A 15,806-nucleotide genomic window follows, 5' to 3' on the forward strand; every position below is an offset into this window, starting at 1 on the left:
GGCAAGTCGGCGCCCCGACTTGCCCGCGAACGAGGGCGTTCAGGTCACCCTTCGAGCTTGGCCTTGAGCAATTGGTTCACCTGCCCCGGGTTGGCCTTGCCTTTGGAGGCCTTCATCGCCTGGCCGACGAAGAAACCGAACATCTTGCCGCGCTTGGCCTCATCGGCGGCGCGGTACTGTTCGACCTGCTCGGCGTTGGCCGCCAGCACTTCATCGAGCATCTTGTCGATCGCGCCGGTGTCGGTCACCTGCTTGAGGCCCTTGCTCTCGATGATGCTGTCGGCATCGCCTTCACCGGCAGCCATGGCCTCGAACACGGTCTTGGCGATCTTGCCGCTGATGGTGTTGTCGCGGATGCGCTGCAGCATGCCACCGAGCAGCTCGGCACTGACTGGCGACTGGTCGATTTCGACACCCAGCTTGTTCAGCAGGCTGCCCAGCTCGACCATGACCCAGTTGGCCGCCAGCTTGGCGCCGCCGCCGATACTGGCCACCTGCTCGAAGTAGTCGGCCTGTTCGCGGCTGCTGGCCAGCACGTTGGCGTCGTAGGCCGACAGGCCGTACTGGCTCTGGAAGCGCTCGACCTTCTGTGTCGGCAGCTCGGGCAGCGAGGCGCGGACGGTCTCGAGGAAGCTTGGCTCGATGACAACCGGCAGCAGGTCCGGATCGGGGAAGTAACGGTAGTCGTTGGCTTCCTCCTTGCTGCGCATGGAGCGGGTCTCGTCCTTGTTCGGGTCGTACAGACGGGTTTCCTGGACTACCTTGCCGCCGTCCTCGATCAGGTCGATCTGGCGCTGGATCTCGCTGTTGATCGCCCGCTCGATGAAGCGGAACGAGTTGACGTTCTTGATCTCGCAGCGGGTGCCGAACTCGACCTGGCCTTTGGGGCGAACCGAGACGTTGCAGTCGCAACGCAGCGAGCCTTCGGCCATGTTGCCATCGCAGATACCCAGGTAGCGCACCAGGGCGTGGATGGCCTTGACGTAGGCCACGGCCTCTTTTGCGCTGCGCATGTCCGGCTCGGAAACGATTTCCAGCAGCGGTGTGCCGGCGCGGTTCAGGTCGATCCCGGTGGCGCCGTTGAAATCTTCGTGCAGGCTCTTGCCGGCATCTTCCTCAAGGTGTGCGCGGGTGACGCCGATGCGCTTGAGGGTGCCGTCTTCCAGGGCGATGTCCAGGTGGCCCTTGCCAACGATCGGCAGGTCCATCTGGCTGATCTGATAGCCCTTGGGCAGGTCGGGGTAGAAGTAGTTCTTGCGCGCGAACACGTTGCGCGGCCCGATCTCGGCATCGATGGCCAGGCCGAACATGCAGGCCATGCGTACGGCCTCCTGGTTCAGCACCGGCAGTACGCCGGGCATGCCCAGGTCGACCAGGCTGGCCTGGGTGTTCGGCTCGGAGCCGAAGGTGGTGGCGCTGCCGGAGAAGATCTTCGACTGGGTGGCGAGCTGGGTATGAATCTCCAGCCCGATCACAACTTCCCATTGCATGTGTGAATTCCTCAGAAGCCTTTGGGGGCGCGGGTGTGCCAGTCGGTGACTTGCTGGTAACGGTGCGCGACGTTGAGCAGGCGGCCTTCCTGGAAGTACGGGGCCAGCAGTTGCACGCCCACCGGCAGGCCATCGACGAAGCCGGCCGGCATCGACAGGCCGGGCAGGCCCGCGAGGTTGGCGGTGATGGTGTAGACGTCCTCGAGGTAGGCGGCGACCGGGTCGGCGTTCTTCGAGCCGAGTTTCCAGGCCGGGTTCGGCGTGGTCGGGCCGAGGATGACGTCGACCTGTTCGAAGGCGGCCATGAAGTCGTTCTTGATCAGGCGGCGGATCTGCTGGGCCTTGACGTAGTAGGCGTCGTAGTAGCCGGCCGACAGGGCATAGGTGCCGACCATGATCCGGCGCTGCACTTCAGCGCCGAAGCCTTCGCCACGCGAGCGCTTGTACAGGTCGGTGAGGTCTTTCGGGGCTTCGCAGCGGTAGCCGAAGCGCACGCCGTCGAAGCGCGAGAGGTTGGAGGAGGCTTCGGCCGGGGCGATCACGTAGTACGCCGGGATGGCGTGCTGCATGTTCGGCAGGCTGATTTCCTTGACCACCGCGCCGAGCTTCTCCAGTTCCTTGACGCTGGCCTGGACCAGTTCGGCGATGCGCGGATCGAGGCCGGCGCCGAAGTACTCCTTCGGCAGGCCGATGCGCAGGCCCTGCAGCGAGGCATTGAGGTTGGCGCTGTAGTCGGGTACCGATTCGTCGACGCTGGTCGAGTCCTTGGCGTCGAAACCAGCCATGCCTTGCAGCAGCAGGGCGCAGTCTTCGGCGGTGCGGGCCATCGGGCCGCCCTGGTCGAGGCTCGAGGCGTAGGCGATCATGCCCCAGCGCGAGACACGGCCGTAGGTAGGCTTGAGACCGGTGAGGTTGGTCAGCGCGGCTGGCTGGCGGATCGAGCCGCCGGTGTCGGTGCCGGTGGCGACCGGCAGCAGGCGCGCGGCCACGGCTGCGGCGGAGCCACCCGACGAGCCGCCTGGCACGTGTTCGAGGTTCCAGGGGTTCTTCACCGCGCCGTAGTGGCTGGATTCGTTGGCCGAACCCATGGCGAATTCGTCCATGTTGGTCTTGCCCAGGGTGACCATGCCGGCCTCGGCGAGCTTGGCGACCACGGTGGCGTCATAGGGGGCGGTGAAGCTGTCGAGCATCTTCGAGCCGCAGCTGGTGCGCACGCCCTGGGTGCAGAACAGGTCCTTGTGGGCAATCGGTGCGCCCAGCAGTGCGCCGGTTTCGCCATTGGCGCGACGGGCGTCGGCAGCGCGGGCCTGCTGCAGCGCCTGCGCTTCGGTGATGCTGATGAAGCTGTTGATCTGTGGGTCGAGCTGCTTGATGCGCGACAGCAGCGCGCCGGTCAGCTCTTCGGAAGAAAACGACTTGTCGGCGAGTCCGCGGGCGATCTCGGCCAGAGTGAGTTGATGCATGGCAGGCTCTATCCCTTACTCGATGACTTTCGGAACCAGGTACAGACCGTTTTCGGTCGAGGGTGCCACCGCTTGGTAGCGATCGCGCTGGTTGCTTTCGGTCACCTGGTCGGGACGCAGGCGCTGGGTGGCTTCGAGCGGGTGGGCGAGAGGCTCGATGCCGGTGGTGTCGACGGCTTGCATCTGGTCGACCAGCCCGAGAATACTGTTCAAGGCATCGGTAATGCGTGGCAGTTCGCCTTCATTAAGGCCCAGGCGGGCCAGATGGGCGATCTTTTCCACGTCACAGCGTTGAAGCGCCATGGGGATCTCCAGGAAAAACAGAAACAGAATGCTTCCGTAATGAGGAACATGCCGGGATTCTGGCGGTCATACGGCCGCGATCATCGGCTGGCGTGCTCGGAAAAACTGCCAATTTAACATATTGGCTCCTTGCCCAAAATCCCTGCCATTGTTAGAGTTTGCCGCACTTTTTTACCCACGCTTTCCCCAGGGTCACTTTCCCATGTTCAAGAAACTGCGTGGCATGTTTTCCAGCGATCTGTCCATCGACCTGGGTACTGCCAACACCCTTATTTACGTGCGTGAGCGCGGTATCGTCCTGAATGAGCCCTCGGTTGTTGCCATCCGTACCCACGGCAACCAGAAAAGCGTCGTGGCCGTCGGTACCGAAGCCAAGCGCATGCTCGGCCGCACTCCCGGCAACATCGCTGCCATTCGTCCGATGAAGGACGGCGTGATCGCCGACTTCAGCGTCTGCGAGAAGATGCTGCAGTACTTCATCAACAAAGTGCACGAAAACAGCTTCCTGCAGCCCAGCCCTCGCGTGCTGATCTGCGTGCCGTGCAAGTCCACTCAGGTCGAGCGCCGTGCCATCCGTGAATCGGCGCTGGGCGCCGGTGCCCGCGAAGTGTTCCTGATCGAAGAGCCCATGGCTGCCGCCATCGGTGCCGGCCTGCCGGTCGAGGAAGCCCGCGGTTCGATGGTCGTCGACATCGGTGGTGGTACCACCGAAATCGCCCTGATCTCGCTCAACGGTGTGGTGTACGCCGAATCCGTGCGTGTCGGCGGCGACCGTTTCGACGAAGCCATCGTCACCTACGTGCGCCGTAACTACGGCAGCCTGATCGGCGAATCCACCGCCGAGCGCATCAAGCAGGAAATCGGCACCGCCTACCCGGGCGGCGAAGTCCGCGAAGTCGACGTGCGTGGCCGCAACCTGGCCGAAGGTGTACCACGTGCCTTCACCCTGAACTCCAACGAAGTGCTCGAAGCGCTGCAGGAATCGCTGGCGACCATCGTCCAGGCGGTCAAGAGCGCCCTGGAGCAGTCGCCGCCGGAGCTGGCCTCCGACATCGCCGAGCGCGGCCTGGTGCTGACCGGTGGTGGCGCGCTGCTGCGTGACCTCGACAAGCTGCTGGCCCAGGAAACCGGCCTGCCGGTGATCGTTGCCGAAGACCCGCTGACCTGTGTCGCCCGTGGCGGTGGTCGTGCGCTGGAAATGATGGACAAGCACGCCATGGACCTGCTCTCCAGCGAGTGAGTCCTGGCGCTGTCCAGCCGTCGCTGAAGATCGTCTGGTTTACAGGTGGCACGCACAGTGCTACCTGTATGCGCTGTTGACGTCCGTCGGGCGTCGTTTCCGTCAATCCGCAGGCTGGTGGTTGCATTGACCTCGTGCAATGACCGCCTGAATCGTCGTCCACGAGGAACGGCCCATTAAACCGCTTTTCTCCAAGGGCCCTTCGCTGGGCGTTCGTCTGCTCGTGCTGGTGGTGATGTCGGTCGCGCTGATGGTGGTCGACTCGCGCTTTGACGTGCTCAAGCCGGTACGCAGCCAGATGGGGCTGGTGCTGATGGAATCCTATTGGGTCACCGATTTGCCGCAGCGTCTGTGGCAGGGCGTGGCCGGGCAGTTCGGCAGCCGCACCGAGCTGATCGCCGAAAACGAGAAACTCAAGACCGAAGCCCTGCTGTTGCAGGGGCGCCTGCAGAAGCTGGCGGCGCTCACCGAGCAGAACGTGCGTCTGCGCGAGCTGCTCAATTCTTCGGCACTGGTCAACGAAAAGGTCGAAGTCGCCGAGCTGATCGGGGTCGATCCCAATCCCTTCACTCATCGCATCCTGATCAACAAGGGCGAGCGCGACGGGGTGTTCCTCGGCCAGCCGGTGCTCGATGCCCGTGGCCTGATGGGCCAGGTGGTCGAGCTGATGCCCTACACCTCGCGCGTGCTGCTGCTGACCGACACCACCCACAGCATTCCCGTACAGGTCAACCGCAACGGCCTGCGCGCCATTGCCAGCGGCACCGGCAACCCGGAACGCCTGGAACTGCGTCACGTGGCCGATACCGCCGACATCAAGGAAGGCGATCTGCTGGTGAGTTCGGGCATGGGGCAGCGTTTCCCGGCCGGTTATCCGGTGGCCACGGTCAACGAGGTGATCCACGATTCCGGTCAGCCGTTCGCCATCGTGCGCGCCATTCCTACCGCCGCCCTCAATCGCAGCCGCTACATGCTGCTGGTGTTCAGCGATCGTCGTACACCTGAGCAGCGTGCCACGGATGCAGCGATCGCCCAGGAAGAGGCCGACCGTCAGGACGGTGCGAGTGCCAAGCCGACAGCTGCGCCAGCACCGGCAACTGCGCCAGCGAGCGGCGCGCCGGCCCACGCACCCGCACCTGCCGCACCGGCTGCCACTGCGCCGGCCCACGGTACGTCCACCTCACACCCGCCAGCCGCACCCGCGTCGCCTGCACAGCCCCGGAGAGAATGATGGCCAGTACCCGTAGCAGAAACGGCTGGGCCATCTGGCTGACCTTCGTCATCGGCCTGCTGCTCAGCGTCACGCCGATGCCGCAGTTCATGGAGGTGTTCCGCCCCATGTGGCTGGCCTTGTTGCTGGCGTTCTGGACCCTGGCCGTACCCAGCAAGGTCGGGATGACCACCGCCTTTGTGCTGGGCCTTGCCGAGGACGTGCTCTACGGCACCCTGCTGGGGCAGAACGCGCTGATCCTCACCTTGATCACCTTCCTGGTGCTGTCCCTGCAGCAACGCCTGCGTATGTTCCCTATGTGGCAGCAGAGCCTGGTGATCCTGGTGGTGTTCGGCATCGCCCAGTTGATCCAGCTGTGGCTCAGCGCCCTGACCGGCAATCGCCTGCCGACGCTTGCGCTGGTGTGGTCGGCGGTGATCAGCGCGTTGCTCTGGCCCTGGATCAGCTTCGCCCTGCGCGGCATGCGCCGACGCCTGCATATCCACTGACGCGTCGCCACTGACAGGGAGATGTCCACATGACTCGACTGCACCTGGCCTCCGGCTCCCCGCGCCGGCGTGAGCTGCTGACCCAGATTGGCGTGCCATTCACCGTGGTCAGCGCCCCTATCGACGAAACCCCGTTGCCCGACGAAGCCGCCCAGGCCTACGTCGAGCGCCTGGCGCAAGCCAAGGCGGTGGCCGGTTTCAATCTGCTCGATGCCCCGGGTGTGGTGCTCGGCGCGGATACCGCCGTGGTGCTCGACGGCCAGATCCTCGGCAAGCCTGAAAACCGCGAGCACGCCCTGGCGATGCTCGGCGACCTGTCCAAACGCGAGCATCAGGTGCTTACGGCCGTAGCTGTGACCGACGGCCAGCGCTCGCTGAGCCTGTGCGTGGCCACCAAAGTCCGGTTCCGTACCATTTCCTTCGATGAAGCATGTCGCTACTGGGACAGCGGTGAACCGCTGGACAAGGCCGGCGGTTATGCGATCCAGGGGCTGGGAGCGGTGTTCGTCAGCGCCATCGAGGGCAGCTATTCGGCCGTGGTCGGCCTGCCCCTGAGCGAAACCGCCGAGCTGCTCGAACAGTTCGCCATTCCCTGCTGGCAGCAAGAGGATAACGCCCAGCGCTAGCCAGCCGCCCGACAGCGATCCATCATTACCGAAGACCTTTGACGAGAGCCTGCCATGAGTGAAGAGATCCTGATCAACATCACGCCAATGGAGTCACGTGTGGCAGTGGTGGAGAACGGAGTGCTGCAGGAGGTGCATGTCGAGCGCACCCAGCGCCGTGGCATCGTCGGCAATATCTACAAGGGCAAGGTGGTGCGTGTGCTGCCTGGCATGCAGGCCGCCTTCATCGATATCGGCCTGGAGCGTGCGGCGTTCATCCACGCCTCGGAGATCTCCCAGCGTGAAGGCTCGGCGGTCGAGACCATCACCGCGCTGGTCCACGAAGGCCAGGCTCTTGTGGTGCAGGTGACCAAGGACCCTATCGGCACCAAGGGCGCGCGCCTGACTACCCAGCTGTCGATTCCGTCGCGCTACCTGGTGTACATGCCGCGCAGCAGCCATGTCGGCATTTCGCTGAAGATCGAAGACGAAGCCGAGCGTGACCGTCTCAAACAGGTGGTCAGCGATTCGATGACGCAAGAGAACATCAAGGATGCCGGTGGCTTCATCCTGCGTACCGCCGCTGAAGGCGCGCGCGCCGAAGACATCCTCCAGGACATCCGCTACCTGCGTCGCCTTTGGGAGCAGATCGGCAGCCAGATCCAGACCTGCGGTGCGCCGACTGTGATCTACGAAGACCTCGGCCTGGCGCTGCGCACCTTGCGCGACCTGGTCAATCCAAAGATCGAGAAGATCCGCATCGACTCGCGGGAGACCTTCCAGAAGACCACGCAGTTCGTCGGCGAGCTGATGCCTGAGATCGCCGACCGCCTGGAGCACTATCCCGGCGAGCGGCCGATCTTCGACCTCTATGGGGTCGAGGACGAGATCCAGCGCGCCCTGGAACGCAAGGTGCCGCTCAAGTCCGGGGGCTACCTGGTGGTCGACCCCGCCGAGGCGATGACGACCATCGACGTCAACACTGGCGCTTTCGTCGGCCATCGCAACCTCGAAGAGACCATTTTCAAGACCAACCTCGAAGCAGCCACGGCCATCGCACGGCAACTGCGCCTGCGCAACATCGGCGGCATCATCATCATCGACTTCATCGACATGGAAGACGAAGAGCACCGCCGCCAGGTTCTGCGCACGCTGGAAAAACAGCTTGAGCGCGACCATGCCAAGACCAACATCATCGGCATCACCGAGTTGGGCCTGGTACAGATGACCCGCAAGCGCACCCGTGAAAGCCTCGAGCAGGTGCTGTGCGAGCCCTGCCTGGCCTGCCAGGGGCGTGGCAAGCTGAAGACGCCAGAGACTATTTGTTACGAAATCTTCCGCGAAATCCTCCGCGAGGCGCGGGCCTATCAGGCAGAAGGCTACCGGGTGCTGGCCAATCAGAAGGTCGTCGATCGTCTGCTCGATGAAGAGTCGGGTAACGTCGCCGAGCTGGAGGCCTTCATCGGGCGAACCATTCGCTTCCAGGTCGAGTCCATGTATTCCCAGGAACAATATGATGTGGTGCTGCTCTGACGCGTTCTGAAATCGTTCGCCCAGTGGCGAAAATGCCGCTTGCGGCCATAGTTAATGGACGACTCGGAGGGCAATGGCCATGGAACGTCTGACCCGCGTTCTCGGCGCGTTGACCCGCTGGGGGCTGGGGCTGTGTGCCCTGCTGGCAGTGCTGGTGGCGCTGTATGTCAGCCTCGGTCGGCAACTGGTGCCGCTGGTGGCCGAATACCGGGCCGACCTTGAAGACAAGGCCCAGCAAGCCTTGGGCCTGCCCGTGCATGTGGGGGCGCTCGAGGGGCGATGGAGTGGCCTGGCCCCGGTGCTCAGGCTGCGCGACCTGCAATTGGGCGAGGGCTCGGCGGCCTTGCGCCTGGATGACGTCAAGCTGGTGCCCGACCTGTGGGCCAGCCTGAAGGCCCGAGAAGTGCGGTTGGCGCATGTCCAGCTAGGCGGCCTGCAACTGATCCTGCATGAGGATCAGCAAGGCGCCTGGACCCTTGAAGGCCTGCCGAAGAAAGACGATGCGCCCATCGACCCGGCCCAATTGCTGCAACGCCTCCAGCAACTGGGCAGGGTCGATGTGTTCGACAGCCAGGTCACGTTCCAGCCGTGGCGCCGTGATTCAGTCACGCTCACTTATGTCAGCCTTGGCCTGCAGGCCGGTCCGTCGCGCCAGCGCCTTGAGCTGCGCGCGACCTTGCCCGACGGTCAGCCCCTGGCGTTGAACCTGCGCAGCCGCGCCACCCCTGACGCCTGGCGTGACGGGCGGCTGGAGGCCTACGCCAGCCTGCCGCAGAGCGATTGGGCGCGCTGGGTGCCGCCAAGCCTGCTCGGCCAATGGCGAGCCAAGACGCTGCGTGCGGGGGGCGAATTCTGGATCGACTGGAACAAAGGCCAGTTGCAGCGCGCCGTCGCCCGCCTGAACGCGCCGCAACTGCGCGGCGCCTATGTCGGGCGCAAGACCGTGACCCTCGACAACCTGGCGCTGTCCAGTTGGGTGCGCCGGGGCAAGGAAGGCTACGAGATCGTGGTCGATTCGTTGGCGGCGAGTATCGGTGAAACCCGCTGGGAAACCCACCTGCAAGCGCGCCAGCGCCGTGGGCAGGAGGCCGCCGGGGAGACGTGGCAGGTCCAGGCCGATCGCCTCGACCTGACGCCGTTGACCCCACTGATCGATGGCCTGGCACCGCTGCCGGACAACCTGATGACCGTGGTCGATGCCCTGAACGTGACCGGTACACTGCGCAATGTTCAGCTCGACATCCGTCCCCATGCCGAAGGTGACCAGCGCCTGCAGTTCGCCGCCAATCTCGACAGGATCGGCTTCGATGCGTATCACGGCGCGCCCGCAGCGGGCAATGTCAGCGGCAGCATCAGCGGCGATCTCGGGCACGGCGAACTGCGCCTTGATACCGATGCCTTCATGCTGCACCTGTACCCCATCTTCCGCAAACCCTGGCACTACCAGAAAGCCAATGCCCGCCTGACCTGGGCGCTGGACAAGGACGGCTTTACCCTCATCGCGCCCTACATCAAGGTGCTGGGCGATGAAGGCAAGATCGCCGCCGATTTTCTCATTCGCTTCAGGTTCCACGAGGAGCAGGCCGACTATATGGACCTGCGCGTCGGCCTCACCGAGGGCGATGGCCGCTACACGGCCAAGTACCTGCCGGAAGTGCTCAGCCCGGCGCTGGACGAGTGGCTTCGCAGTGCCATCGTCAAGGGGGCGGTCGACGAGGGCTACTTCCAGTACCAGGGATCTCTGAACCATAACGCGCCGGCGCATTCGCGCAGCATCAGCCTGTTCTTCAAGGTGCATGACGCGGCCCTCGATTTCCAGCCGGGCTGGCCGCAGGTGCAGCAGGTGGACGGCAATGTGTACATCGAGGATACCGGTGTGCGCATCCAGGCCAGCAAGGGCCTGCTGCTGGACACCCGAGTCAGTGATGTCAGCGTCAACATCCCCCATGTCGAGGGCGACCAGCATAGCCGCCTGTACCTGGACGGCGAGTTCGACGGCAGCCTGGGTGACGGCCTGAAGATTCTGAAAGAGGCGCCGATCGGCACTGGCGAGATCTTCGCCGGCTGGGAAGGCGAGGGCCCACTGCAGGGCAAGGTCAAACTGGACATCCCGTTGGAACACGGTCTGCGTCCCAAGGTGCTGGTGGATTTCTCGACTTCCGATGCCCGGCTCAAGGTGGAGCCGCCGGAGCTCGACCTGAGCCGCCTGAAGGGCGACTTCACCTTCGATCTCGACAAGGGCCTGAGCGGCAAGGGCATCAGTCTCCAGGCCTTCGACAGGCCGGTGACTGCGCAGATTCTCGCCGAAGGGCAGGGTGGCCAGATCCAGACCCGGATCAACGCCACCGGCCAGGTGCCGCTCAAGTCGTTGACCGACTGGTTGCAGTTCAAGCAGGCACTGCCGGCCTCGGGCGACATTCCCTACCAACTGCAGGTCAGCCTGGGTAGCCGCGACAATCGCCTGAGCGTCAACTCGTCGCTCAAGGGCCTGACCATCGACCTGCCAGCGCCCTTCGGCAAGACGGCGGCCGAGTCACGCGACAGCAGCTTCAGCATGAACCTGCAGGGTGGTGAGCGGCGCTTTGATGCGAGCTACGCCGATGTGGCGCGGTTGGCCTATGCGGCCTCGCTCGACAAGCTGGCCCAGGGACGCGGCGAGCTGGTGCTGGGCGGTGGCGATGCGCTGGTGCCGGGCGGCCAGGGTCTGCGGGTGCGCGGGCGGCTCGAATCGCTGGACCTCGAGCCCTGGCAGCAGCAGTTGGACAAGTATGCTGGCCAGGATCCAGGTGGCAGCGCTCGTCAGAGCCTGCAGGGTGTGGATGTGAGCATTGGCCAGTTGAAGGCATTCGGCACCGACCTCAACCAGGCGGTGGTGCGCCTGGCGCGTGTTGCCAGCGCCTGGGATCTGCGCCTGGACAGCAAGGAAGTGATCGGCAATGCGCGGATCCCGGATGCCAAGGCCGCGCCCATGGTGGTGAAGCTGCAGACCTTGCGCCTGCCGCCTGCCGATCCGCAGGAGGCCCAGGCCGAAGACACGCCTGATCCGTTGGCCACCTTCGACCCGCGCAAGGCGCCGGCCCTGGATCTGAGCATCGACAAGTTGTATCGCGGCGACGACCTGTTCGGCAGCGCCTCGGTCAAGCTGCGGCCGAATGCCCGTGGTGTGTCCCTGGGCGACATCGACCTCAATCTCAAGGGCCTGCACATCGACGGCAGCGGCGGCTGGGAAGGTGTTCCCGGCAGCACCAGCAGTTGGTACAAGGGGCGCCTGGACGGCAAGGACCTGGGCGATGTGCTCAAGGCCTGGGGCTTCGCGCCCACGGTCACCAGCCGCGACTTCCGCATGGACGTCGATGGCCGTTGGCCGGGTTCGCCGGCCTGGGTCAGTCTCAAGCGATTCTCCGGTAGCCTCGATGCCTCGCTGCGCACCGGCCAGTTCGTCGAGGTCGAGGGTGGCGCCCAGGCGTTGCGGGTGTTCGGCTTGCTCAACTTCAACTCGATTGGTCGCCGTCTGCGCCTGGACTTCTCCGACCTGTTCGGCGAGGGGCTGGCCTATGATCGGGTCAAGGGCCTGCTGGTGGTCAGCGAGGGCGTCTATGTGACCCGTGAACCGATCGCTGTCACCGGCCCCTCCAGCAATTTCGAGCTCGATGGCACACTCGACTTTGTGCGCGACCGTATCGATGCCAACCTGCAGGTGACCCTGCCGGTCACCAACAACCTACCGTTGGCGGCGCTGATCGTCGGGGCGCCTGCGGTCGGTGGCGCATTGTTCCTGGTCGATCGACTGATCGGTGATCGGGTCGCGCGCTTCGCCAGCGTGCACTATCGGGTCGAAGGTCCGGTCAAAGAGCCTAAAATCACCTTTGTGAAACCTTTCGATAAATCGCGCTAGGAGTGGTCATGAAGTCAGCAGTGATCCAGATGGTCAGCCAGGACGGCGTACTGGCCAACCTGCAGCGGGCTCACGTGCTGCTGGAACAGGCGGCTGACAGTGGCGCACGGCTGGCAGTGCTGCCGGAGAATTTCGCGGCCATGGGCCGGCGCGATGCCGCGGTGATCGGTCGCGCCGAAGCGCTTGGCGAAGGCCCGATCCTGCCCTGGTTGAAACGCGCCGCACGCGACCTCAAGTTATGGATTGTTGCCGGCACCTTGCCGTTGCCCCCGGTCGATGAGCCCGAGGCCAAGTCACATGCCTGCTCGCTGCTGGTCGACGACCACGGCGAGATCGCCGCGCGTTACGACAAGCTGCACCTGTTCGATGTGGACGTGGCCGACAACCGTGGGCGCTACCGCGAATCGGACGATTACGCCCATGGCGCACAGGTGGTGGTGGCGGATACGCCGGTTGGACGCCTGGGCTTGTCGGTGTGCTACGACCTGCGCTTTCCCGAGCTCTACAGCGCCCTGCGCGCTGCCGGGGCCGAGCTGATCAGCGCTCCGTCGGCGTTCACTGCGGTGACCGGCGCGGCACATTGGGAAGTGTTGATCCGTGCCCGCGCCATCGAAACCCAGTGCTACATGCTGGCCGCCGCGCAGGGCGGCAGCCATCCAGGCCCACGGGAAACCCATGGCCATGCGGCGATCGTCGACCCTTGGGGGAGGATCGTCGCCGAACATGCGCATGGCGAAGCGATATTGCTCGCCGAGCGCGACGCTGAAGAACAAGCGTCCATACGGGCGCGTATGCCGGTCGTTTCGCACCGGCGCTTTTTCTCGCAGGACGCCTTGCGGCCTGCGCACACCTCGGAGTGACTATGAGCCAGATGTTATCCACCGTCAGCGAGCAGCTCCTGGCCCCGGGCGGACTGACCCTGGACAGCCTGCAGGCTGTGCTGGGTGAGTTGGCAGGGCCCGGCATCGACGCTGCCGACCTGTATTTCCAGGGGCAGATCTCGGAAACCTGGGCACTGGAAGACGGTATCGTCAAGGAAGGCAGTTTCAACCTCGACCAAGGTGTCGGCGTGCGTGCGTTGTCCGGCGAGAAGACCGGCTTCGCCTACAGCAACGCGATCAATCTTGAAGCCTTGACGTCAGCGGCGCGCGCCGCCCGCTCGATTTCCCGCGCTGGCCAGAACGGTAAGGTGCAGGCCTTCCGCAGTCAGGACGTGACCGCCCTGTATGCACCGAACAACCCGCTCGATGTCCTGAGTCGGGCCGAGAAAGTCGAACTGCTCAAGCGCGTCGATGCCGCCACCCGTGCCCTCGATCCACGCATTCAGCAGGTCAGCGTGAGCATGGCGGGTGTGTGGGAGCGCATCCTGGTGGCGGCGGCCGATGGCAGCCTGGCCGCGGATGTGCGGCCGCTGGTGCGTTTCAACGTCAGCGTCATCGTCGAACACAACGGTCGCCGCGAGCGGGGCGGCCAAGGCGGGGGCGGGCGTACCGACTACCGCTACTTCACCGAAGAGCGGGTGATGGGCTACGCCCGCGAGGCGCTGCGCCAGGCGCTGGTCAACCTCGAGGCGCAGCCCGCGCCGGCCGGCACGTTGCCGGTGGTGCTCGGTCCCGGTTGGTCGGGCGTACTGCTGCATGAAGCGGTCGGCCACGGCCTGGAAGGCGACTTCAACCGCAAGGGCAGCTCCGCCTACAGCGGCCGGATCGGTGAGGCGGTGGCGTCGAAGCTGTGCACCATCGTCGATGACGGCACGCTGGAAGGCCGTCGCGGTTCGCTGAGCGTCGATGACGAAGGCACCCCGACCGAATGCACCACCCTGATCGAGAACGGCATCCTCAAAGGCTACATGCAGGACAAGCTCAATGCCCGCCTGATGGGCATGGCGGTTACCGGCAATGGTCGGCGCGAATCCTACGCGCACCTGCCGATGCCGCGCATGACCAACACCTACATGCGTGCCGGTGAGAGCGACCCGCAGGAGATCATCGCCTCGGTGAAGAAGGGCATCTACTGCGCCAACCTCGGCGGTGGTCAGGTGGACATCACCAGTGGCAAGTTCGTGTTCTCCACCAGCGAGGCTTACCTGATCGAAGACGGCAAGATCACCGCGCCGGTCAAGGGCGCGACCCTGATCGGCAATGGTCCTGAGGCGATGAGTCGGGTGTCGATGGTCGGTAACGACCTGGCCCTGGACAGCGGCGTCGGGACTTGTGGCAAGGATGGGCAGTCGGTGCCGGTTGGCGTTGGCCAGCCGACCCTGAAGCTGGACGCGATCACCGTGGGCGGTACCGGGGCCTGATGGCACGCGCTGCCTGCAGGAGCGGCCTCGTGTCGCGACGCGAGGCCGCTCCTGCAGGCGGTCAGTGGCAGGGCTCAGCGCAGGCCGCGCTGGAGCTCGTCGAGGTCGCGGATGTACTTGAACACCTTGCGCGCAGCGGCTGGCGGTTTGTTCCGTGCCTTTTCGTGCTGGGCATGGCGGATCAGCGAGCGCAGTTGCTGGCGATCGGTATCGGGGAACTCCTGGACGAAGCGTTCGAGGTCTTCGTCGTTGCCGTCGATCAACCGGTCGCGCCAGCGCTCGAGGCCGTGGAAACGTTCGTTGTACTGGCGCGTGGAGCTGTCTATCTGCTCGAGCAGCGCATGGATGGCATCCAGGTCCTGTACGCGCATCAGCTTGCCGACGAACGACATGTGGCGTTTGCGGGCACCGTGGGCAGTGTGTTTGGACGCTTCCTCCAGTGCTTTGCGCAACTCGTCGGTGAGTGGCAGGCGCGCGAGGATATCGGGCTTGAGCGTGGTGAGGCGCTCGCCGAGTTCGACCAGCGCATGCAGCTCGCGCTTGATCTGGGTCTTGCTTTTTTCGCCGTCGAAGGCGTCGTCGTATGAATCAACCATGGTGGCAGTCCGCAGGAAATCGCCGCCATGATAACCAGTCGGGGGCCGCTTTGTCCGGCCCGGTCGAAGAATGGCCCTCGCCGAACGCAGAATTTGAGTGGAGAAAACCATGAGTGCAGTCCAGAGCATAGGTCCGAAGGACCTGCCAGCGTTGCAGGAACAGGTCGAGGCGATCGTTGCCGAAGCACGCCGCCAGGGCGCCAGTGCCTGCGAGGTGGCGGTTTCGCTGGAGCAGGGCCTGTCCACCAGCGTGCGCCAGCGCGAGGTCGAGACGGTCGAGTTCAACCGTGACCAGGGCTTTGGCATCACCCTCTACGTGGGCCAGCGCAAGGGGTCGGCCAGTACGTCGGCGAGCGGTCCCGAGGCCATTCGCGAAACGGTGGCTGCTGCACTGGCAATCGCCAAGCACACTTCCGAGGATGAGTGTTCGGGCCTGGCTGACGCGGCGCTGATGGCGCGCGAAATGCCTGACCTCGACCTCTACCACGACTGGGACATCGAGCCCGAGCGTGCCATTGAGATGGCCCTGGAGTGCGAAGCGGCCGCCTTCGATGCCGACAAGCGCATCCTCAATGCCGACGGCACCACCCTCAACACGCACCAAGGGGTGCGGGTGTATGGCAACAGCCATGGCTTCATCGGCGGCTACGCCCCCACCCC

Annotated in this window: 13 protein-coding genes; 9 read left to right on the top strand and 4 right to left on the bottom strand. The window is 64.7% G+C overall.

Features of this window, described 5'->3' with window-relative positions:
- Positions 1 to 44 precede the first annotated feature (44 nt).
- From gatB to gatC, 3 genes are read right to left on the bottom strand one after another with little or no spacing between them, the layout of a single operon-like run.
- Positions 45 to 1,490 carry an Asp-tRNA(Asn)/Glu-tRNA(Gln) amidotransferase subunit GatB gene (gene gatB / locus HU729_RS21475; RefSeq protein WP_186711498.1) on the bottom strand — a complete coding sequence of 482 codons (1,446 nt, stop codon included), beginning with the start codon at positions 1,488 to 1,490 and terminating at the stop codon, positions 45 to 47.
- An 11-nt stretch (positions 1,491 to 1,501) separates the two neighbouring features.
- Entirely contained in the window at positions 1,502 to 2,953 is a 1,452-nt protein-coding gene (gene gatA / locus HU729_RS21480; RefSeq protein ID WP_186667820.1) for an Asp-tRNA(Asn)/Glu-tRNA(Gln) amidotransferase subunit GatA, read from the bottom strand.
- A 15-nt stretch (positions 2,954 to 2,968) separates the two neighbouring features.
- Positions 2,969 to 3,256, bottom strand: a complete 288-nt coding sequence (gene gatC, locus HU729_RS21485) for an Asp-tRNA(Asn)/Glu-tRNA(Gln) amidotransferase subunit GatC (protein WP_054894398.1) — start codon at positions 3,254 to 3,256, stop codon at positions 2,969 to 2,971.
- Positions 3,257 to 3,458: 202 nt separating this feature from the next.
- Here gatC and mreB point away from each other — a divergent pair, with 202 nt between their 5' ends.
- The 8 genes from mreB (at position 3,459) to tldD (ending at position 14,550) form a co-directional block, all read left to right on the top strand.
- The gene (mreB, locus tag HU729_RS21490) at positions 3,459 to 4,496 is read left to right on the top strand and encodes a rod shape-determining protein MreB (RefSeq protein WP_003255163.1); all 1,038 of its coding nucleotides are present in this window, start codon (positions 3,459 to 3,461) and stop codon (positions 4,494 to 4,496) included.
- A gap of 175 nt (positions 4,497 to 4,671) precedes the next feature.
- Complete coding sequence (mreC, locus tag HU729_RS21495; RefSeq protein WP_186668003.1) at positions 4,672 to 5,727, top strand: rod shape-determining protein MreC; 1,056 nt, start codon at positions 4,672 to 4,674, stop codon at positions 5,725 to 5,727.
- Complete coding sequence (gene mreD / locus HU729_RS21500) at positions 5,727 to 6,215, top strand: rod shape-determining protein MreD (RefSeq protein ID WP_054894397.1); 489 nt, start codon at positions 5,727 to 5,729, stop codon at positions 6,213 to 6,215. The genes mreC and mreD overlap by 1 nt, the downstream gene beginning before the upstream one ends.
- Before the next feature lie 29 nt (positions 6,216 to 6,244).
- A complete protein-coding gene (locus HU729_RS21505) occupies positions 6,245 to 6,841 on the top strand; it encodes a Maf family protein (RefSeq protein ID WP_186711499.1) in 597 nt (198 codons plus the stop codon).
- 54 nt (positions 6,842 to 6,895) lie between these two features.
- On the top strand, positions 6,896 to 8,353 hold the full coding sequence (rng, locus tag HU729_RS21510) for a ribonuclease G (RefSeq protein ID WP_186667824.1): 1,458 nt from the start codon (positions 6,896 to 6,898) through the stop codon (positions 8,351 to 8,353).
- A gap of 73 nt (positions 8,354 to 8,426) precedes the next feature.
- Positions 8,427 to 12,248 (top strand): YhdP family protein, encoded by a 3,822-nt coding sequence (locus HU729_RS21515; protein ID WP_186711500.1) that lies wholly within the window; start codon positions 8,427 to 8,429, stop codon positions 12,246 to 12,248.
- A gap of 8 nt (positions 12,249 to 12,256) precedes the next feature.
- Positions 12,257 to 13,108, top strand: a complete 852-nt coding sequence (locus HU729_RS21520) for a carbon-nitrogen hydrolase family protein (RefSeq protein WP_186711501.1) — start codon at positions 12,257 to 12,259, stop codon at positions 13,106 to 13,108.
- A 2-nt stretch (positions 13,109 to 13,110) separates the two neighbouring features.
- On the top strand, positions 13,111 to 14,550 hold the full coding sequence (tldD, locus tag HU729_RS21525; RefSeq protein ID WP_186667830.1) for a metalloprotease TldD: 1,440 nt from the start codon (positions 13,111 to 13,113) through the stop codon (positions 14,548 to 14,550).
- A gap of 74 nt (positions 14,551 to 14,624) precedes the next feature.
- Here the strand turns inward: tldD and yjgA are convergent, their stop codons facing one another.
- On the bottom strand, positions 14,625 to 15,146 hold the full coding sequence (gene yjgA / locus HU729_RS21530) for a ribosome biogenesis factor YjgA (RefSeq protein WP_054894391.1): 522 nt from the start codon (positions 15,144 to 15,146) through the stop codon (positions 14,625 to 14,627).
- Between the two features lie 109 nt (positions 15,147 to 15,255).
- On the opposite strand from yjgA, the gene HU729_RS21535 reads away from it, so the two are divergent.
- The coding region (locus HU729_RS21535; protein WP_272996843.1) for a DNA gyrase modulator at positions 15,256 to 15,806 on the top strand (551 nt) is incomplete at its 3' end.

This window comes from Pseudomonas sp. RW10S2 (genome assembly GCF_014268985.1).
Taxonomy (GTDB): Bacteria; Pseudomonadota; Gammaproteobacteria; order Pseudomonadales; family Pseudomonadaceae; genus Aquipseudomonas; species Aquipseudomonas wayambapalatensis.

Excerpts from the sequence above, each read along its gene's own strand:
- gatB (WP_186711498.1), bottom strand. The coding sequence starts at position 1,490 with ATGCAATGGGAAGTTGTGATCGGGCTGGAGATTCATACCCAGCTCGCC.
- gatA (WP_186667820.1), bottom strand. The coding sequence starts at position 2,953 with ATGCATCAACTCACTCTGGCCGAGATCGCCCGCGGACTCGCCGACAAG.
- gatC (WP_054894398.1), bottom strand. The coding sequence starts at position 3,256 with ATGGCGCTTCAACGCTGTGACGTGGAAAAGATCGCCCATCTGGCCCGC.
- mreB (WP_003255163.1), top strand. The coding sequence starts at position 3,459 with ATGTTCAAGAAACTGCGTGGCATGTTTTCCAGCGATCTGTCCATCGAC.
- mreD (WP_054894397.1), top strand. The coding sequence starts at position 5,727 with ATGGCCAGTACCCGTAGCAGAAACGGCTGGGCCATCTGGCTGACCTTC.
- HU729_RS21505 (WP_186711499.1), top strand. The coding sequence starts at position 6,245 with ATGACTCGACTGCACCTGGCCTCCGGCTCCCCGCGCCGGCGTGAGCTG.
- rng (WP_186667824.1), top strand. The coding sequence starts at position 6,896 with ATGAGTGAAGAGATCCTGATCAACATCACGCCAATGGAGTCACGTGTG.
- HU729_RS21515 (WP_186711500.1), top strand. The coding sequence starts at position 8,427 with ATGGCCATGGAACGTCTGACCCGCGTTCTCGGCGCGTTGACCCGCTGG.
- HU729_RS21520 (WP_186711501.1), top strand. The coding sequence starts at position 12,257 with ATGAAGTCAGCAGTGATCCAGATGGTCAGCCAGGACGGCGTACTGGCC.
- tldD (WP_186667830.1), top strand. The coding sequence starts at position 13,111 with ATGAGCCAGATGTTATCCACCGTCAGCGAGCAGCTCCTGGCCCCGGGC.
- yjgA (WP_054894391.1), bottom strand. The coding sequence starts at position 15,146 with ATGGTTGATTCATACGACGACGCCTTCGACGGCGAAAAAAGCAAGACC.